This window comes from Nitratireductor indicus C115, from assembly GCF_000300515.1.
Lineage (GTDB): Bacteria > Pseudomonadota > Alphaproteobacteria > Rhizobiales > Rhizobiaceae > Nitratireductor > Nitratireductor indicus.
In genome coordinates this window covers 333,067-352,308 of the sequence record NZ_AMSI01000005.1, presented here as the reverse complement: position 1 = coordinate 352,308, position 19,242 = coordinate 333,067, and the positions used below count along the sequence as shown (strand labels likewise).

Genomic DNA, 19,242 nt, shown 5'->3' with positions numbered 1-19,242 from the left:
ACTACGACTACACCCCGAACGTCGTCGGCAAGATCGGCCTGACGCAGGGCTGGGGTTCGGTCGCCGGTTTCGTCGCCTACGACGCCACGGCTGAAGAATGGGCCCTCAAGGGCTTCGCCTCCATCAAGGCGACGCAGCAGCTCACCGTCGAACTGCTCGCGACCTACTCTTCCGACCCGAACGTCTACACCAACTTCAACTACGACTACTCCTTCGGTGGCTACCTGAAGTATGCCGCTACGCCGAAGCTGTCGGTTGGTCTTGGTGGTCAGTACTTCGGTGATCGTCAGAGCTCGAGCGCACTGCTCTCGGGTAATGACGATTGGGCCATCGGTGGCGTTGTCGACTACAAGGTCGTCGAGAACTTCAACACCAAGCTGGCCCTCAACTACAACGACGGCGACAGCTATTCGGACGGCGTGTTCAGCGGCTTCATCCGCTTCGAGCGCGGCTTCTAAGCCTGTCGTTTGAGAGTGCTTTGGAAGCCCGGCGGACCTCTGCCGGGCTTTCTTCGCCTTCTGAGCCTTTCATCGGGGCGGGCGCGACCTGGGTTTGCCCAGGAGAATTGGGATCCGATGAAAGGCAAGGAAGGGACCGTTTGCTTTTTTGCACCCCTTGGAAAGACGGGAAGTCCGGTCTTTCCCAATAACAGGCAGGCCGCCTTCGCGCTCTCGCGAGCGCCGTTGTCCGGCCCGACCGTAGAAAATTTGAGACCTTGACGAAAAGGTTTGACTCGTATCCCGTAAGCTGGGGTTCTTTGAGGGGTTTGCTTCAGGGGTGGGGCGAGACTCAGAGGGATGCCATAAGTAGGCTTTAGCATCCGAGGTGTTTCCGGCATGAGTTCGGTAAACATGCTGGGTAGCGAGTGGAATCTACCGGTTTCCCGTTATTCGGTGTCATTCAGCGACGAGCGTTTGCGCGTCGTTTCTGAGTTTAGCTTGAGAGAGTTGTTCTCGAAGTATGTAGATATACTTTGGGAGCCCGGAAAGCATCGGTATAATGTGACCTTCTTCATAGGCGAGCTTGACGAGCTTATGTTGGGGAAACGATTCAGTGCATTTGGCCAGGAAACGCTCGATGAGCTGATTGGCAAGTTGCGCGCCCGCGGAAACAGCAATGCGACCATCAATCGAAAGATGGCCGCGCTGAGCAAGCTTCTGCGGAAGGCGCAAAAGATGGGGGATATCCACAGCCTGCCGGAATTCCGGCGACAGAAGGAGCGGTCGGGCCGCATCCGTTTTCTGTCGCGCGATGAGGAAGACCGGCTGTTTGCTGCAATCGCACGGCGCAATGCCGATGCGGGAAGGCTATCCGTCTTTCTGGTCGATACCGGGTGTCGTTTGGGCGAGGCGATTGGCCTCAACTGGAACGATGTGATCGGCGGCAAGGCCAGTTTCTGGATCACGAAATCCGCGCGCGCACGCTCCGTACCTTTGACCGGCCGGGCCCAGGAGGCCGTGAGCATCCCGAAGGATGGCCACAAGGGTCCCTTCGCCATGCTCAAGCAGGCGCAGTATCGCACCATCTGGAACGAGGCGAAGGCGGAGATCGGCCTGTCACAGGACGATCAGGTGGTGCCGCACGTCTTGCGCCATACCTGCGCGTCACGTCTCGTGCAGGGCGGCATCGATCTGCGTCGCGTTCAGATGTGGCTGGGTCACCAGACGCTGCAGATGACCATGCGCTATGCGCATCTTGCGACCAGCGATCTCGATCCCTGTGTTGATGTGCTCGAGCGCTGCAAGGGTGCCGGCTGCTGCAAGAACTGACGGGAAAGCGCCGGCAACCATCCGGCGCTTCCTTTTCGGTTTCGGCCATCCTCTCGGTCCGTGTTGTAGATGTGTGTCTTGGTGCATGTCTCCGGACGTGGGAGCCGGTTCGGCGAAGCATGTCTAAATGCAGGCGCTTAAAGCGTAGAGGGCTAGTCTGAGAGACCGCTGCACGCTTGGATGTCGGTCAGCCCTTGCGTCGTTGCGCTTTTTCGATGAACGCGGCAATCGCCTCGGGCAGCATCCCCGTTTCGAGGAGAGGCGCATGGCCTTGCCCCGGGACGGTTATCGTTTCCATGGCCGGATGCCGTCGTCTCATCTCCTCCACGGTTTCTGCTGACAGGAGCCTGGAATTCTCCCCTCTGATGACGAGCAGCGGAACTGCGCCCAGGCCTTCGAACATCGGCCATGCGGTTGGCAGCGGCCGGTCGAAGTCGATGGCTTTCAGGGGCTTGATGAGATTGGGGTCGTAATCGGGGGCAAGCCCCCCCTTGCCGTTTTCCCGGTAGAGCGCGTCGGCAAAGCGGCGCCAGTCTTCTTCGCTCAGCGCGTTGAAAGCTTCGCCATGAACGGCCTTTTGAATTTGTATCGCTTCGTCAAGCGTTGCTGGTTTCGGCGCACGCTGGAGATAGGCGCGGATTTGTGCCAGGCCATCGCCTTCGATGACGGGCCCGATATCGTTCAGAACGACGGCTTTAAGGAGCGCCGGCCGGCTTGCGGCGAGCGCCATGATGATCAATCCGCCGCGCGAGGTTCCGATAAAGGCGCCATGTTCAATGCCGAGCGCGGCAAGACCGCCCATGATATCGCCGGCCTCGACCGCCACGTCATAATGGCGCCATTCGGTGTCATAGGCCGATTGGCCGCGCCCACGATAATCGAAGGAAATTACTTTCCTGGGCGATTTCTCGCGCTGCGACAGAAGCAGTGCAAGCGCATGGAAATCGCGCACATTGCGCGTGAGGCCGGGTAGGCAGATCACCGGCAGGCCGGGATTTTCCTCGCCGTAAAGCCGGGCATGGAGTTTTAGCCCATCCTGTGCCGAATAGAAGAAATCGCGGTATTCCACTGCGGCCATTGCTCTTTCCTTCCTCCACCACGGCGTCGAGATATAGCATTTTGCAGCCAGGCGGGAACGCCTGGCGTCGCACAAATGCAGGAGATCAAAGCATTTTGCAGCCAGGCGGGAACGCCTGGCGTCTTACAAATGTGCGGTTAAGGCGGCCTTAGATTGAAATTACAGCGTGTTTGTCCTCCTCTCTCGGCGTGTGGGGAGAGGGTAAGGGTTGGGCTCGACCGAAATCGCGCTTGCTGCGGATAATTCATGCAGGGAAGACAAAAGGATAGAGCGCTTCCGGTGCGCTCAGCCGCCGGCGGCGAGGTCCCCCGCAATATCGAAATGCCCCGAAAGGCGCATCTTGTAGACTTGGAAATTCTCCATCACCCGCTGCACGTAATTGCGGGTTTCGGCAAAGGGAATTCGTTCGATCCAGTCGACAATCGCTTCCACGGACTGCCCGCGCGGATCGCCGTAGCGCACCATCCACTCCGAGGCGCGGCGTGGCCCGGCATTGTAGCCCGCGAATGTCAGCACATAGGAGCCGTTGAAACGCCCCAGCTGCTCGTCCAGATAGGCCGAGCCGAGCGTCGTATTATAGGCGATGTCCTGGGTCAGCCGGTCGCGGGAATAGGGAATGCCGCTCTTGCGCGCCATCTCGCGCGCCGTCCCGGGCATAAGCTGTAACAGCCCTCGCGCTCCCGCTGATGATACGGCGCTGCCGTTGAATTCCGTTTCCTGCCGGGCAACCGCATAGGCGAGCGCCTTGCTGTCCGAAGCAAGGGCCACATCGCCGGGAATGGCTCCAAGCGGATGGGACAGAACACCGATATCGATGCCGCGCCCGGCAGCGATCTTGCCGACGCGCAGCGCCATCGTGTGGTCGCCGCGTCGTTCCGCCATCGCTGCCAAGAGGGCAAGCTCGCCGGGGCTTGAAAGCTCTTCGGCCAGCGCCCGGTAAAGCGTGGCGGCGCGCCATCCATGGTTCGTATCCTGTAATCGGCGGATCGCCTTCACCACGGGGCGCATGCGAAAAGTCTGTCGGTCCTTGAGGCTCGGGGCCGGCGTATCGGCCTGCAAGACGTTACGACCGAGTTTTGCGGTGGCAAGCTGCCCGTAAAAGGTCGTCCCGAATACAGCGGCGCGCTCGAAATATGCCTTTGCCTTGTCGTCTCCGTTCGCTTCAGCTGCCCGCCCCATCCAGTAATAGGCCCGGGCGTTGGAGATCGGTCCCTCCGCGATTGCCGCGACCTTGGCGAAATGATCGGCGGCGCCCTTGGCATTATCGAGTGCGCGCAGCGCATACCATCCCGCATGAAATTCCGCATCGGCAGCGCGTGCGGGGCTTTCTGCCGAATGCGCGGCTGCGATCCGGTAAGCCATGTCGGGGTCGTCGAGATCCAGCAGTTCGCGGGAAAGGGCGCGTCGCTCGATCCACCATTCGTCCGGGTCCACGAGTGCTGCCGCCTCGCGTGGAGCCTTCAGCATCAATGCCGCGGCTTCCTTGAAATGCTCCTGGCGGCGGAGATGGCGGATGCGCGCGAACAAATAGCCCGCGCTTTGCTGCTCCTTCGGCACGGCATCGAGCAGTTTGAGGGCGTTCTTGTTCCCCCGGATCACGGCGGCCCAGGCTGTCGAAAGCGCCTCCGCACTTGCAAGGATTGCCACACGCTCGGCGGAGCGAATGCGATCCTCGTAAAGCATCCGCTCCATGCGGAAGCGATGATCTTCCTTGGAAAGATACGGGCTGAACTCCCGCAGAAATGCGGTTTCGGCCGTGGCATCCAGTTTGCGGGTGCGCCAGAAGGGGCCGAGCAGGGCGCGCGCCCGCCGGGCGTCGCCTTTCGCCACGAATGCACGGGCAAGCGCGACCGTACCTTCATAGGTCTGTGGAGCGCTCTTTTCGAAGGCTTTCAGGATTGTATTGGCGTCGGCTTTTTCGCGGAAAAGGGCGCGTTCGCGTGCCGCGCTCAACGCGGCCACGCCAAGCCAGCCATCCAGTTCCTGCATGACCTTGCCGATTTCCGCGCTCGATACGGATACATTGCCAGAAAGGGCAATCGCCCAATCTAGGATCGAGCGCTCGATACGCTCGGAGGAAAGCGCATTGCGGGCCTTGCGGGCGAGGTCGGCGTCCCCGGCCGAAAGCGCGTCCAGCCCTCCGGTCAGGATCATCGCCTCGCGGCTGAGCGCCGGCATGGCGCTCTCCACATCCGGACGCAGGATTGCGGTGGGCTGCAAGGCGCGTTCAAGCGCGGTTTCGGGTGCTGTCACAGCACCCGGCCGAGCGAAGGGCAGGGGTGCGACATCCGGCAGTGCCTGCGCCATTGTCGGCAAGGGCCAGAAGGCGGCAAGGGCGAGAAAAAGGGCAAACCGGCTTTTCACGGGTGTAATCGCTTCCAAATGTACATCGCGGTTACGGTTTCAAGTCTAGCCTGTATCCATGAAGACCGTGTTAACCATAAGAAGCGGTTCATGGCGGGTGCTTATGGGCTTTCGCTCCAAGCCTGTTTTCAGGGCACTGTCATATGCTTTCTTGCAGCCTGTAGATGGCAAGACTATGGTGCGCGGCCCGATCTTCGGTTAGAAGCGTCGGCAGCGCGGTCGCGCGCTGAGAAAGAACAATTCATTCAGGAGTTCGAAAACATGTTCAGGGGGTCCCTCACAGCACTTGTGACGCCGTTCCAGAAGGACGGAAGCCTGGACAAAAAAGCGTTCGGCGAACTCGTGGAATGGCAGATTTCCGAAGGCACCAATGGTCTGGTTCCCGTGGGCACGACGGGCGAATCCCCGACTGTCAGCCATGAGGAGCACCGTGAGATCGTGCGCCTTTGCGTCGAGGTTGCGGGCGGTCGCGTTCCGGTGATTGCCGGCGCCGGCTCCAACTCCACGCGGGAGGCGGTCGCGCTTGCCCAGTTTGCGAAGGAAGTGGGCGCCGATGGCGCGCTTGTTGTCACGCCCTATTACAACAAGCCCAACCAGCGTGGCCTCTACGAGCATTTCGCTGCCGTTGCGCGCGCCGCAAGCCTGCCGATCGTCATCTACAACATTCCGCCACGTTCCATCATAGACATGACGCCGGAGACGATGGGCCGTCTGGCCAAGGATTTCTCCAACATCGTCGGTGTCAAGGATGCCACCGCCAAGGTGGATCGCGTCAGCGAGCAGCGCGCGACATGCGGCACAGACTTCATTCAGCTTTCGGGCGAGGATGCTTCCGCGCTTGGCTTCAACGCCCATGGCGGCGTCGGGTGCATTTCCGTGAGCTCGAATGTTGCACCACGCCTGTGTGCCCAGTTCCAGAAGGCTTCGCTTGAAGGCGACCGCGCTTTGGCGCTTGAATTGCAGGACCGCCTCATGCCGCTGCACAAGGCGCTGTTCATCGAACCAAACCCGGCTGGCGCGAAATATGCACTTTCACGTCTCGGTCGCATGGAAAACACGCTTCGCTTCCCGCTGGTACCGGTCGAGGAAGAGACGGCCACCCGCATCGACGCCGCGCTGAAACATGCCGGCCTGTTGAACTGACGGGCCGCCCGCGCGTTCAAGAAATATGGCCAAGGACAAGAACCCGAACCTCAAGACGATTGCCGACAACCGCAAGGCGCGCTTTTCCTATGAAGTGCTCGACACCTTGGAGGCTGGCCTCGTCTTGACGGGAACGGAAGTGAAATCGCTGCGTGAAGGGCAGGCGAACATCCAGGAATCCTATGCCTCCATTGAGGACGGGGAGTTCTGGCTGATCAACTCCTATATCCCTGAATATTTTGCGGGAAATCGCTTCAATCATGAGCCGCGCCGCAAGCGCAAGCTGCTCATCTCCCGCCGGGAGATGGCGCGGCTTGGCCAATCCATCGAGCGCGAGGGTATGACGCTGGTGCCGTTGAAGCTCTATTTCAACGAGCGAGGTCTGGCGAAGCTGCAACTTGCCGTAGCGCGCGGCAAGAAGCTGCACGACAAGCGCGAAACCTCGAAGCAGCGCGACTGGAACCGTGAAAAGGCCCGTCTGCTCAAGCAGCACGGTTAGACTTTTTCAGCTGGCTTTCAGCGGTCCGTACTCTGCGCTGACGCGCCATCGGCATCCTTCGCCAGAAAGTCCCGGACACTGGCGAAAACATCGACGAACATTTCTTCTGTCAGCCGACCTGTGTTCGTGTTGTATCGCGAGCAATGATAGCTTGAAAAAATGCTGAGGCCGGCCAGTTCCTGCCTGCCGCCATGGCGGAAGGGATGCGCCGCCACCCGCCCGCCGAGGGCGCGCACGGTAGACTGATGGGCGATCAGCCCTAGCGTGACGACTGCCATAAGGTTGGGAAAGCGCTTGAGGGTGGGCGCAAAGAAATGCTTGCGGCAGGTGGTGATTTCCGCGCCCACCGGCTTGTTTTCCGGCGGCACGCAGCGAACCGCATTGACGATGGCGGAGCCGACCAGTTGCAGCCCGTCGTCGGGCCGGGCCTCATAGGTTCCGTGTGCGAAACCGAAACGGCGCAGAGTGTCATAGAGGAGGTCGCCCGCATAATCGCCTGTAAACGGGCGTCCCGTGCGGTTTGCCCCGCGCAATCCCGGCGCCAGTCCCACAATGAGAAGACGCACGTCGTCATCCCCGCCAGGCGGTAGGAAGGTCGGCACGGGTGCGTTGAACCATTGGGGCTCGCGCTCGCGCCAGCCGGCGATGAAATCATGCAGGCGAGGGCAGAGCGGGCAATCGAGCGGTGGCTCAGTGCGCGCCGGGACCTTGGTCATAAATCGTCGAACGGTTCTTCTTCAGGGTCAACCCGCTTGGCGGGCCGTTCGCTTGTGGCACGACCGACGGAATCGCGCAACGACATCAGATCGATAAAGTTGTCGGCCTGCCGGCGCAGATCGTCCGCGATCATCGGCGGCTGCGACTGGATGGTCGATACGACGCTCACCTTGCGGCCCTTGCGCTGCAAGGCCTCGACCAGGGTGCGGAAGTCTCCGTCGCCCGAGAAGATCACGTAGTGATCCACCACGTCGACGATCTCAAGGGCGTCGATCGTGAGCTCGATATCCATATTGCCCTTGATCTTGCGGCGTCCCGCGGCATCGGTGAATTCCTTGGCGGGCTTGGTCACGACCTTGTAGCCGTTGTAGTCGAGCCAGTCGATCAGCGGGCGGATCGAGGAATATTCCTGATCCTCGACAAGAGCGGTGTAATAATAAGCACGCAGGAGATATCCGCGGTCGCGGAAGCTGCTCAGCAGTTTGCGATAGTCAATGTCGAAGCCCAGCGCGCGCGATGTCGCATAGAGGTTCGCCCCATCGATAAACAGGGCAATCTTTTCGCGGGGGTCGAACATTGTCAAAATTCCTTTTACGCAATGGCCGAGTTGGGAACGTCGCCTGGAAAACGCACTGCAAGAACGGACCGTTAAGCTATCACTGATGAGAAAATAGCGTTCGTGGATGATAGTTCCAACCAATAAACAAATTTAGTGCGAATACAAGCGGATCGCGGGCGGTGTGGAGCGTGTTCGCCATCATTTAGCCAGCATTTTATGCGAGCCTTCAAACCCGGTTGAAAAGGCCCTTTCGTGCCTGCTCGGGAAGCGCCTTGACCACAGCGGTTTGACGACGCGACCCTTGTATTTTCAGCGCAGTCGGGCTATGGACCCGAAAGATTCCTTTACAGATTGACGCATGAAAGGGGCACTCTATGGCCCGTGTGACCGTTGAAGACTGCATCGACAAGGTAGACAACCGTTTCGATCTGGTTCTGCTGGCAGCCCATCGCGCCCGTCAGATTTCCCAGGGCGAATCCATCACCGTCGATCGCGACAACGACAAGAACCCCGTGGTTGCGCTGCGCGAGATCGCCGATGAGACGCTGTCTCCGGGCGACCTCAAGGAAGCGCTGATCCACTCGCTGCAGAAACATGTGGAAGTGGACGAGCCGGAAGCGGATCTGCCCACCATCGGCCAGGCCGAGGTGGAAACCGAGATCGGCATCGAGACGGAAGAAGAGGCCATTTCCTTCGATCGCATGAGCGAGGAAGAGCTTCTCGCCGGTATCGAAGGACTGGTGCCTCCGGAAAAGAACGACGATTTCTGATCGTTAGCTTCTAAGCACCGCCGGGGCTGCCCAGCCAGGGCTTCCGCATTGGTGCTTTCCCGCCTATTGTGAGCATGCGCCGTGTCCCCGCGGCGCATGTTTTGCTTTGTATAAACAATAAGATCGAGGAAGCCGCCCATGATGCGTCAATACGAGCTTGTCGAGCGTGTCCAGCGCTACAAGCCGGACGTCAATGAGGCGCTTCTAAACAAGGCTTATGTTTACGCGATGCAGAAGCACGGCCACCAGCGCCGCGCCTCCGGGGACCCTTATTTCTCGCACCCGCTCGAAGTCGCCGCCATTTTGACGGACATGCATCTCGACGAGGCGACCATCGCCGTTGCGCTTCTCCATGACACGATCGAGGATACGACCGCCACACGCGCTGAGATCGATGAGTTGTTCGGCCCCGACATCGGCAAGCTCGTCGAAGGCCTGACCAAGCTCAAGCGCCTCGATCTCGTTTCCAAGAAGGCGCATCAGGCCGAAAACCTTCGCAAGCTGCTGCTGGCGATCTCCGACGATGTGCGCGTGCTGCTCGTCAAACTCGCCGACCGTCTCCACAACATGCGCACGCTCGGTCATGTGCCTGAGCACAAGCGCCTGCGCATCGCAGAGGAGACGATGGATATCTATGCGCCGCTTGCCGGGCGCATGGGCATGCAGGACATGCGCGAAGAGCTGGAGGAACTCGCTTTCCGCCACATAAACCCGGAAGCCTTTCGCGCAGTGACCGAGCGCCTTGCCGAATTCTGCGAGCGCAATGAAGGGGTCATCAAGGCGATTGAAGATGCGCTTTCGCATCTTTTCGTCGAGCACCAGATCAAGGCGGAGGTGAAAAGCCGCCAGAAGAAACCCTGGTCCGTCTTCCGCAAGATGGAAACCAAGGCGCTTTCCTTCGAGCAATTGTCCGATATCTTCGGCTTCCGCGTTCTGGTCGACACGGTGGAAGATTGTTATCGCGCGCTGGGCGTCATCCACTCCACCTGGTCGATGGTGCCGGGCCGCTTCAAGGATTATATCTCGACGCCCAAGCAGAACGATTATCGCTCGATCCACACCACGATCGTCGGCCCTTCGCGCCAGCGTGTGGAACTGCAGATCCGCACGTTCGAGATGCACAGAATAGCCGAATATGGCGTTGCCGCGCATTCGATCTACAAGGATATGGGCGGCAAGCTGTCGGGTGCCGAGCACAAGATTTCGCGCGACACGAATGCATATGCATGGCTGCGCCAGACCATTGAGGCGCTCTCGGAAGGCGATACGCCTGAAGATTTCCTTGAAAACACCAAGCTGGAGCTGTTCCAGGATCAGGTATTCTGTTTCACGCCCAAGGGGCGTCTGATCGCGCTGCCGCGCGGCGCAACCCCTATCGATTTTGCCTATGCGGTTCACACCGATGTCGGCGACACCTGCGTGGGTGCCAAGGTCAATGGCCGCATCATGCCGCTGATGACCGAGTTGAAGAATGGCGACGAGGTGGAGATCATCCGTTCCAAGGCACAGGTGCCGCCCGCTGCCTGGGAATCCGTCGTGGTGACCGGCAAGGCGCGGGCCGCGATCCGCCGCGCCACGCGAAACGCCATCCGCAAGCAGTATTCAGGGCTTGGCGCGCGCATTCTGGAGCGCGCCTTCGAGCGGGCCGACAAGAGCTTTTCGCGCGATGCGCTGAAGCCGGTTCTCCATCGCCTGGGCCGTCAGGATGTGGAGGATGTGCTGGCTGCCGTCGGTCGCGGCGAACTCTCCTCGCAGGATGTCGTGCGCGCCGTCTTCCCCGACTACAAGGATGAGCGCGTCACGCAGCAGCCCAAACAGCAGCAGCGTGAGGAAGGCTGGTTCAATCTGCGCAATGCCGCGGGCATGCTGTTCCAGATTCCCGGACGATCTTCCAGGCGTGCCAAACGCAGCAAGGACGAGCCCACCAAGGAGCGCAAGGAGGCAGGGCAGGGCGCCTTGCCGATCCGCGGTGTTTCCGGCGACCTGCCGGTGCGCTTTGCTCCTGAAGGGGCCGTGCCGGGCGACCGTATCGTCGGCATCCTGCATCCCGGCTCCGGCATTACGATCTATCCCATCCAGTCGCCGGCACTCACCGCCTTCGACGATCAGCCGGAACGCTGGATCGACGTGCGCTGGGATATCGACGAGCACATGAAGGAGCGCTTTCCGGTTCGGGTTTCGGTGACCGCAATCAACGAACCGGGATCATTGGCCGAGATCGCGCAGGCCATCGCCTCCAACGATGCCAATATCCACACGCTTTCCATGGAGCGAACCGCGCCTGATTTCACCGAAATGCTGTTCGATCTCGAAGTATGGGACCTCAAGCACCTGAACAGGCTTCTTTCCCAGATCAAGGAAATCGGCTGCGTCAGCGATGCCCACCGCGTGAATGGGTGAGCGCCCGTGCTGGTCGAAGTGGGGCAGGTACGACATCATCCGGCGCGGCAAAACACGCTGCAAGGGCTTCACAGCCCGTTTCTTTGCTCGTTCGAGTTGTAGCATCGGGTTTAACGAAATCGCATGATTGCATGTCCTACTCTTTCGCCCGATTGAGGTCGAGGGTGAGGGCAAGCAGTGAGCGAGCCGAAAAGCATGAGACGTCTTGCCGTACTGATTGATGCGGAAAATACGTCTTCGAGGATCGCCGACAGGCTTTTTGCAGAAATCATACGGATTGGTGTGGCCGACACCCGCCGTCTCTATGGAGATTTCAGCAAGGAGCATTTGGCGCCCTGGCGCGAAATTCTGCCGCGACATGCACTGGTTCCACACCATCAGTTTGCCTATACGACTGGCAAGAACGCCACCGATATCGCCATGGTGATTGATGCGATGGACCTGCTCCATAAAGGAGGCGCTGATGGATTTTGCCTCGTTTCCTCCGACAGCGACTTCACCAGGCTTGCGGTGCGTATCCGCGAGGAAGGGCTGGATGTTTTCGGCTTTGGAGAAACCAAGACACCTGAAAGTTTTCAGAAGGCATGCACCCGCTTCATCGACACCACATCTTTCATGGAGAAGTCCAAGCCCTTATGCGCGGGCACGGAAACGAAATCCACGGCAATATTGCCCGCTGAAAAGGTGGTGCGGCAAAGCCCTGCCAAGCCCGCGCCCAAAGAGGCCGTACCTGTCCTGCGTAAGGCGATAAAGCAGCGGGACAGTGCCGATGGTTGGGTATGTCTCTCGCAACTGGGGGGCACGCTTCGGATGATCAAGCCTGACTTCGACACCCGCGCCTACGGTGCCAGCAAGCTCCTGGAACTCGTTCGGCAAACCGGCGCCTTCGACATTCGCAAGCCCGCCGGCAGCCTTGTCGAAATCCGTTGCCGCGTTGCGGCAAAACGCTCCGGCGAAGCTTCCGGCTGATCGCTCCTCGCCCAAATTCCGCCAATACGGGCAGCTAGCCCTTGAGTGATCCTTGGCCAATGCGCAAGCAATGAGCCAAAGCCGGCGTGTTTTGCTTGCCCTAACCTAAACGGCCTGCCTATATCCTTATTGGGTGCTTCGGTGCGAACGCCTCGTTAAGAGGCTGGGAGATAGAGTCGTTAAGAGGCTTGGGGGGTAGGCTTGCCATCCGCTTGAAAGGATTGAGTTCACTGGGAATGCGGTATCTCGGCAATGTTGTTCAGACGTAGGAAACCAGCGGATCTGTGGGAACGGGCACGCACCATGGTGTGGCCGCGCCGCTCCTTCTGGCGCTCCGCGAAATATTTCACGAAACGCGCCTTACGGCTGACGGCCACCCCGCATGCCATAGCGGCAGGCATCGCCGCTGGAGCCTTTGCTTCGTTTACGCCTTTCCTCGGCTTTCATTTCGTGATCGCGGCCGCTCTTGCTTGGTGCATAGGCGGCAACCTCGTCGCCTCGGCGATCGGTACGGCCGTGGGCAATCCGCTGACATTTCCCTTTATCTGGGGCGCGACGCTTGAGACCGGCAAGCTGATCCTCACCGGCGCCCATGCGCCGCCGGCTGCAACCGTGCATCTTGGCCGCCTGTTGCGTCATCTTGAATTCTCCCAGTTGTGGGACCCGTTCATCAAGCCGATGACCGTGGGCTGCGTTCCGCTCGGCCTGTTCTTCGGCCTGGTTTTCTATTTCCTGACGCGCTGGGCCACGCTGGCCTTCCGCGAGCAGCGCCGCAAGCGGCTGGCAGAGCGTGCCCGTCGGCGCGCCCTCGCTCAGAGTGTCGGCCCCCGGCCCGTGGCAGGCTGATGATCATCGGTATCGGGAGCGATCTGATCGACATTCGTCGCGTCGCCAAGACGCTCGAGCGCTACGGGGAACGCTTCACCAATCGCGTCTTTACCGAGATCGAACGGAACAAGTCCGACCGCCGTGCGGAGCGCGCGGCCTCCTATGCAAAGCGTTTTGCTGCCAAGGAAGCCTGTGCGAAAGCCCTCGGAACAGGCATTTCACGTGGCGTCTTCTGGCGCGAAATGGGCGTTGTGAATCTTCCCGGCGGCAAGCCGACCATGGAGCTTTCCGGTGGTGCGGCAGCCCGTCTGGCTTCCATGACACCGGCTGGCCACAAAGCCGTGATCCATCTGACCATTACGGATGATTATCCGCTTGCTCAGGCTTTCGTCATCATCGAGGCGCTGAGCGAGACTTGATGGCGCAGCGGAAATGCCCATCTTCCGGTCTCTGCCGCATTGCGGCAGCCGGATGGGCGCGATATGACCGAGCGAAACACTCGAACCGAGGAATTTATGAGCGTGGCTGACAAATCGAAGAAGAATTCGGGCGGTTTGGGCGAAACCATCAGCGTTATTGTTCAGGCTCTGATCCTGGCGCTGGTGATCCGCACCTTCCTGTTCCAGCCATTCTCGATCCCGTCGGGTTCCATGCGGCCGACTTTGCTTGAAGGTGACTACCTCTTCGTGACGAAGTGGGCTTATGGCTATTCGCGCCATTCTTTGCCTTTTTCGCCGCCGCTCTTTTCCGGCCGCATCTGGGGTAGCGAGCCGAAGCGTGGCGATGTCGTCGTGTTCAAGTTCCCGCCCAATCCCTCGATTGATTACATCAAGCGTGTGGTGGGTCTGCCGGGCGACAAGATTCAGGTGCGCGAAGGCGTGCTTTATATCAATGATGAGGCGGTCAAGCGCGAGAAGGTTGGCCAGATCGATGATCCCGATATCACCGAGACCGACCGGCCGGTGGATGTCTATCGCGAGACCCTGCCGAACGGCGTCTCCTATGACACGCTCGATCTGACGCCGAACGGCATCGGTGACAACACGCGTGAATTCGTGGTGCCGGAAGGCCATTATTTCATGATGGGCGATAACCGCGACAATTCCTCGGACAGTCGCTTCTCGGTCGGCTATGTGCCTGCGGAAAACCTTGTTGGCCGCGCCAACATCATCTTCTTCTCCATTGCAGGCGGTGCAAGCCCGCTTGAGCTGTGGCGCTGGCCTTCCGAGGTGCGCGCAACGCGGATCTTCAACTGGATCGACTGATATTTTGGTAAAAAGCGTATCGGGAAAACGTCTGCGCGGGAAGGAACTGGCCGAGGCCGTTTCTGCCTGCGCGGGCTTTGTATTTGAGGATGTGGCGCTTGTAGAGCAGGCCATGACGCATGCGAGTGCGCGTGGGCGCTCCGGGCTCGACTACCAACGCCTGGAATTTCTGGGCGACAGGGTCCTGGGGCTCGCAGTCGCGGAACTCCTCTACGAACTCTTTCCGCAAGCGCCCGAAGGCGAGCTTTCCGTGCGTCTGAACACGCTGGTCAACGCCGAGACGCTGGCCGAGATCGCCGACGCGCTGAGGGTCAGCCCGCTTATTCACATCGGCAGCGACCTGCGTGGGGCCGCGGCACGCAAGCAGGTCAATCTGCGCGCCGATGTCATGGAAGCGCTGATTGCGGTGATCTTCCTTGAGGGTGGTCTTGATGCTGCCCGCACCTTCATCCGTACCAATTGGGGCGGGCGCGCCCGTGCCGCCGACGCGGCGCGCCGCGACCCCAAGACCGCGCTTCAGGAATGGGCGCATCAGGTTTCCGGCGCAACGCCGGCCTACACGATTGAAAACCGCGAGGGACCGGATCACGATCCGATATTTTCCGTGGCGGTTCGGGTAAAGGGATACGAGCCGGCCCACGGGAGCGGACGCTCCAAGCGCGAGGCGGAACAGACGGCTGCAACATCGATGCTCGAACGCGAGGGTATCTGGGAAAAGAACGAGGCGGGATCATGAGCGACGAAAACACGACTATCCCGGAAGCTGGCGAGAAGACACGCTCCGGTTTCGTTGCACTGATCGGCGCCCCCAATGCCGGCAAGTCGACGCTTCTGAACCAGCTTGTCGGCGCCAAGGTCTCCATCGTCACACATAAGGTGCAGACGACGCGCGCCATCATTCGCGGTATTGCCACGCATGAGCAGACGCAGATCGTCTTCATCGATACGCCCGGCATCTTCAATCCGCGCCGCCGCCTTGACCGCGCCATGGTCACGACGGCCTGGGGAGGCGCGAAGGATGCCGACATCGTGGCCTTTCTCATCGATGCCGAACGCGGTATCAAGGGCGATGCCGAAGCCATTCTCGAGAGGCTTTCCGAGGTTGCCCAGCCCAAGCTCCTGATCCTCAACAAGATCGACCGTGTGAAGCGCGAAACGCTTCTCGAACTCGCCGCCATTGCCAATGGCAAGGTCGATTTCGAACGCACCTTCATGATTTCGGCGCTCAACGGCTCGGGCTGCGAGGATCTGCTCGCCTATCTCGGCGAACGGCTTCCTGAAGGCCCCTGGTACTATCCGGACGATCAGATATCCGACCTGCCCATGCGCCAGCTTGCCGCCGAGATCACGCGCGAGAAGCTGTTCCTGCGCCTGCATCAGGAATTGCCCTATGCGATCCATGTGGAGACCGAAAAGTGGGAGGAGCGCAAGGACGGTTCCGTGCGCATCGATCAGGTGATCTATGTGGAGCGCGATAGCCAGAAGAAGATTGTGCTCGGCCACAAGGGGGCGACCATCCGCGCCATCGGTCAGGCGGCCCGTGAGGAGATCGCGGGCATTCTGGAGCAGAAGGTGCATCTCTTCCTGTTCGTGAAAGTGCGTGAAGGGTGGGGCAACGACCCTGAGCGCTATCGCGAGATGGGGCTTGAATTCCCGGGCTGACGGGAGGACAGTCGGCCCATGGAATGGCGTGACGAAGGCATCATTCTGGGCGCCCGCCGGCATGGCGAAAGCAGCGTTATCCTTGAAACGATGACGGCGGCCCATGGCCGGCATCTGGGGCTCGTCAAGGGCGGCCGTTCGCGCCGCATGCAACCTTTGCTTCAGCCGGGAAACCGTGTGGAACTCGTCTGGCGGGCCCGCCTTGAAGAGCATCTGGGTGCCTTCCAGGTCGAGCCCGTGGAGCTGAATGCCGCCCGGCTTCTCTCATCCGCTATCGCCGTCTATGGCATCCAGCTTCTGGCCGCGCATCTGCGACTTGTGCCCGAGCGCGATCCCAATGCCGGCCTTTATGAGAGCCTGAAAATCATCACCGCGCATCTCGACGATCCGGAGCTTGCAGGCGCCCTGGTCGTGCGTTTTGAGCTGGCCGTCCTGGAGGAGCTGGGCTTCGGGCTCGATCTTGCCCAATGCGCCTTGACCGGAGTTCGGGAAGACCTTGCATATGTCTCGCCCAAATCAGGCCGCGCGGTCACGCGCACTGCGGGAGCGCCCTGGCAGGACCGGCTGCTGCCGTTGCCGGCTTTTCTCATGGCGGGCGGCACACAGCGTATTGCAGAAGAAACGGCCCTTGGCGAAGCATTCCGTCTGACCGGCTTCTTCTTCAATCGCAACGTCTATGAGCCGCGCGGCCTGCAGGAACCCGATGCGCGCGGCGGTTTTATCGCCGCTCTCGCAAGGCTTCGCGCGCAGGCGGTTTGACACCTCTCTCCGACAGGCAGACACCAGTGGTTTAAGCCGGTTGGACGGTTTTCTATTCCGCAGGCACGAGGGCAGGGCGGTCGACCGCCTTTTCCTGGATTGGCCAGTGCACGACAGCCGCAAACAGGCCAAGTGCCATGCCAAGCCACCAGACCGGATCGTAACTGCCGAATTGATCGTAGAGATAGCCGCCGAGCCAGACGCCCAGAAATGAGCCGACCTGGTGCGAGAAGAAGACGACACCGCCCAGCATGCCGAGATGGCGCGTGCCGAACATCACCGCGACCAGCGCATTGGTGGGCGGCACGGTCGACAGCCACAGAAGGCCCATGACCACTGAGAAAGCGATCACGCTCGTCGGCGTTTGCGGCAGAAGCAGGAACAGCGCCACCGCTACCGAGCGGGCGATATAGATATAGGCGAGGAAGATTGGCTTCGAATAACGCTGGCTGATGAAACCGGAAAGAAGAGAACCGATGATGTTGAAGAAGCCGATCAGGGCCAGCGCGATCACCGCATAGCTGGCGTCGATGCCGATATCGCCGATATAGGCGGGGAAATGCGCGGTGATGAAGGCGAGCTGAAAACCGCAGACGAAGAAACCTGACACCAGCAACACGAAGCTGCGATGACCGAGGGCCTCGCGCAAGGCTTCTGCCGCCGTCTGCTTGAATTGCGCATGTGCTGACGGGTTGGATGCCGCATTCCCGATAAGCGGGATCGCAAGCACCGGAATGATGAGCATGGCCGCCGCCATATAGACCAGCGTGTCCGACCAGCCATAGGCGCTGATCAGCCCTTGCGAAATGGGCGCGAAAAGGAACATGCCGGCCGAACCCGCCGCCGTGGCAAGCCCGAAGATGAAGCTGCGCTTTTCCGCGGGCACGCTGCGGGCGAATGCCGCAAGGATGATGCTGAAGGAGCCGCCCGCCACGCCAAGCCCGATAAGGACACCGCCGCCGATATGCAGCATCATCTCATTGTGCGCGGACGCCATCATGAGAAGGCCGGCAGCATAGATCGCAGCCGAAAGAGTGAGCACGCGCCAGGTTCCGAACCGGTCGGCGAGAGCGCCGAAGACAGGCTGCCCCACGCCCCACATGAGGTTCTGAATCGCAATGGCGAGACCGAAGGTCGTGCGGTCCCAACCGGTATCGGCAAGCATGGGAAGCTGGAAAAAGCCCATTGCCGAGCGCGGGCCGAAATTCAGTCCCGTAATCAGGCATCCGCAGATGACGATCAGCCAGGGAAACGAAGACTGGGCAGTCGCGCGGGCGGTGGCGGGCTGGGGCATGATCGACTCGTTTGTTGTGAAAACGGTTCTCGGGCTCATGCCCATACAGCAAGATAGAATGAGCTTGCATCAATGCAAATGAATAAAAACACTCGTTACATTCAAAAATCTTCACTGGCCCAAGAGCGGCATGCAGCACAGCCTTTTGAAAACGCGCGGGCTGCATGCCGGTTTGTATGGGGCGGTCGCTATTTCTTCGAGCCTGCCGCTGCCGCACCGGCCTTGCCGACGCTTTTGCCCTGCGGTTCCGCCTCCACAGGCAGATAGTGCACGTCGCGTTGCGGGAACGGGATGGAGATGCCTTTGGCGTCGAAGGCTTCCTTGCCGGCCTTGGTCATATCCAGGCGCGTCTGCCACCAGTCGGCTGTCTGCGTCCAGTAACGCAGCGTGATGCCGACGGCGCTGTCGCCAAGCTCGGAAACGAACACCGCCGGTGCCGGTTCGCTGAGAATCCGGGCATCCGCCTTGGCGAGATCAAGCATGGTTTCCTGCGCCAGATTGATGTCGTCCCCATAGCCGATCCCGATCGCCAGATCGTTCCGGCGCAGCGGGTTGCGGGTGAAATTGGTGACGGAGGTGTTCCAGAGCGAACTGTTGGGAGCCAGGATATAGAGCCCGTCAACGGTTTTCATCTCCGTGGCGAAAAGGCCGATGGACTGAACCGTGCCTGAGATGCCGCTTGCCTCCACATATTCGCCGATCCGAAAGGGTTTCAGCACCAGAAGCATGATACCGGCTGCGATGTTCTGCAAGGTGCCCTGGAGGGCGAGGCCGATGGCCAGGCCAGCCGCGCCGAGCGCTGCGATGATGCTGGCCGTCTGCACGCCGAACTGGGCAAGAACCGTGACCCCGACAAGCACGAGCACTGCATAGCGCGCAATGGTCGCGAAGAAGGTCGTCAGCGTGATGTCGAAGGAGGGGAAGCGTCGCAGCGTGCGTGTGACGGCGCGCTGCACCACCCCTGCCACGATGAAGCCGGCCACGATGAGAACGATGGCGCCGAGAATCGAGAAGGCGTAAGATACGGCGAACTCACTGACCTGGGCCAGCACTGATTCTGCCACCGTCATGAGGTTTTCTGGTTGCAGCTCCATGGATAAACGATCTCCGTGCAGTTTGTCGTGATTGTCGTCGATGCGCGGAAAGCGCGTCATCGCCCCTGTCGA

The 19,242-nt window shown here is 60.3% G+C and carries 19 protein-coding genes; 13 read left to right on the top strand and 6 right to left on the bottom strand.

Going from position 1 to position 19,242, the window contains the following annotated elements; all coding sequences use genetic code 11:
* Together NA8A_RS09930 and NA8A_RS09925 are read left to right on the top strand one after the other, a co-directional pair.
* A partial coding sequence (locus tag NA8A_RS09930; protein WP_009450310.1) for a porin occupies nt 1-458 on the top strand: 458 nt, incomplete at its 5' end.
* A 378-nt stretch (nt 459-836) separates the two neighbouring features.
* Nucleotides 837-1,769: a tyrosine-type recombinase/integrase gene (locus NA8A_RS09925; RefSeq protein ID WP_081581931.1), complete on the top strand. Its 933-nt coding sequence runs from the start codon at nt 837-839 to the stop codon at nt 1,767-1,769.
* A gap of 187 nt (nt 1,770-1,956) precedes the next feature.
* Here the strand turns inward: NA8A_RS09925 and NA8A_RS09920 are convergent, their stop codons facing one another.
* Nucleotides 1,957-2,847: an alpha/beta fold hydrolase gene (locus NA8A_RS09920; RefSeq protein WP_009450308.1), complete on the bottom strand. Its 891-nt coding sequence runs from the start codon at nt 2,845-2,847 to the stop codon at nt 1,957-1,959.
* A 285-nt stretch (nt 2,848-3,132) separates the two neighbouring features.
* Nucleotides 3,133-5,154 carry a lytic transglycosylase domain-containing protein gene (locus NA8A_RS09915; RefSeq protein ID WP_051017987.1) on the bottom strand — a complete coding sequence of 674 codons (2,022 nt, stop codon included), beginning with the start codon at nt 5,152-5,154 and terminating at the stop codon, nt 3,133-3,135.
* A gap of 318 nt (nt 5,155-5,472) precedes the next feature.
* Between NA8A_RS09915 and dapA the strand changes: the two genes are divergently transcribed.
* Together dapA and smpB are read left to right on the top strand one after the other, a co-directional pair.
* Entirely contained in the window at nt 5,473-6,354 is an 882-nt protein-coding gene (gene dapA / locus NA8A_RS09910; RefSeq protein WP_009450306.1) for a 4-hydroxy-tetrahydrodipicolinate synthase, read from the top strand.
* A 25-nt stretch (nt 6,355-6,379) separates the two neighbouring features.
* Nucleotides 6,380-6,853, top strand: coding sequence for an SsrA-binding protein SmpB (gene smpB / locus NA8A_RS09905; RefSeq protein ID WP_009450305.1), 474 nt, complete (start codon nt 6,380-6,382; stop codon nt 6,851-6,853).
* Nucleotides 6,854-6,870: 17 nt separating this feature from the next.
* On the opposite strand, the gene NA8A_RS09900 is transcribed toward smpB, so the two are convergent.
* On the bottom strand, nt 6,871-7,569 hold the full coding sequence (locus NA8A_RS09900; protein WP_009450304.1) for a uracil-DNA glycosylase: 699 nt from the start codon (nt 7,567-7,569) through the stop codon (nt 6,871-6,873).
* Nucleotides 7,566-8,147, bottom strand: coding sequence for a LabA-like NYN domain-containing protein (locus tag NA8A_RS09895; RefSeq protein WP_009450303.1), 582 nt, complete (start codon nt 8,145-8,147; stop codon nt 7,566-7,568). The genes NA8A_RS09900 and NA8A_RS09895 overlap by 4 nt, the downstream gene beginning before the upstream one ends.
* Nucleotides 8,148-8,503: 356 nt before the next feature.
* On the opposite strand from NA8A_RS09895, the gene rpoZ reads away from it, so the two are divergent.
* The 9 genes from rpoZ to recO all read left to right on the top strand — a co-directional run bounded on the left by rpoZ (nt 8,504) and on the right by recO (nt 16,782).
* Complete coding sequence (gene rpoZ / locus NA8A_RS09890; protein ID WP_009450302.1) at nt 8,504-8,899, top strand: DNA-directed RNA polymerase subunit omega; 396 nt, start codon at nt 8,504-8,506, stop codon at nt 8,897-8,899.
* 138 nt (nt 8,900-9,037) lie between these two features.
* Nucleotides 9,038-11,299 (top strand): RelA/SpoT family protein, encoded by a 2,262-nt coding sequence (locus tag NA8A_RS09885; protein WP_009450301.1) that lies wholly within the window; start codon nt 9,038-9,040, stop codon nt 11,297-11,299.
* A gap of 195 nt (nt 11,300-11,494) precedes the next feature.
* Nucleotides 11,495-12,268, top strand: coding sequence for an NYN domain-containing protein (locus NA8A_RS09880; protein WP_009450300.1), 774 nt, complete (start codon nt 11,495-11,497; stop codon nt 12,266-12,268).
* Between the two features lie 252 nt (nt 12,269-12,520).
* Nucleotides 12,521-13,114: a DUF2062 domain-containing protein gene (locus NA8A_RS09875; protein ID WP_040672214.1), complete on the top strand. Its 594-nt coding sequence runs from the start codon at nt 12,521-12,523 to the stop codon at nt 13,112-13,114.
* A complete protein-coding gene (gene acpS, locus NA8A_RS09870) occupies nt 13,114-13,515 on the top strand; it encodes a holo-ACP synthase (RefSeq protein WP_009450298.1) in 402 nt (133 codons plus the stop codon). The genes NA8A_RS09875 and acpS overlap by 1 nt, the downstream gene beginning before the upstream one ends.
* Nucleotides 13,516-13,611: 96 nt before the next feature.
* Nucleotides 13,612-14,361, top strand: coding sequence for a signal peptidase I (lepB, locus tag NA8A_RS09865; protein WP_009450297.1), 750 nt, complete (start codon nt 13,612-13,614; stop codon nt 14,359-14,361).
* Nucleotides 14,362-14,365: 4 nt separating this feature from the next.
* A complete protein-coding gene (gene rnc / locus NA8A_RS09860) occupies nt 14,366-15,097 on the top strand; it encodes a ribonuclease III (RefSeq protein WP_009450296.1) in 732 nt (243 codons plus the stop codon).
* Nucleotides 15,094-16,023, top strand: coding sequence for a GTPase Era (era, locus tag NA8A_RS09855; protein WP_009450295.1), 930 nt, complete (start codon nt 15,094-15,096; stop codon nt 16,021-16,023). Before rnc ends, era begins: the two co-directional genes overlap by 4 nt.
* A gap of 18 nt (nt 16,024-16,041) precedes the next feature.
* Nucleotides 16,042-16,782: a DNA repair protein RecO gene (gene recO / locus NA8A_RS09850; protein ID WP_009450294.1), complete on the top strand. Its 741-nt coding sequence runs from the start codon at nt 16,042-16,044 to the stop codon at nt 16,780-16,782.
* 52 nt (nt 16,783-16,834) lie between these two features.
* Here the strand turns inward: recO and NA8A_RS09845 are convergent, their stop codons facing one another.
* Both NA8A_RS09845 and NA8A_RS09840 read right to left on the bottom strand, forming a co-directional pair.
* Entirely contained in the window at nt 16,835-18,076 is a 1,242-nt protein-coding gene (locus tag NA8A_RS09845) for an MFS transporter (RefSeq protein ID WP_040672313.1), read from the bottom strand.
* 188 nt (nt 18,077-18,264) lie between these two features.
* Nucleotides 18,265-19,170, bottom strand: coding sequence for a mechanosensitive ion channel family protein (locus tag NA8A_RS09840; RefSeq protein ID WP_051017986.1), 906 nt, complete (start codon nt 19,168-19,170; stop codon nt 18,265-18,267).
* Nucleotides 19,171-19,242: the final 72 nt, after the last annotated feature.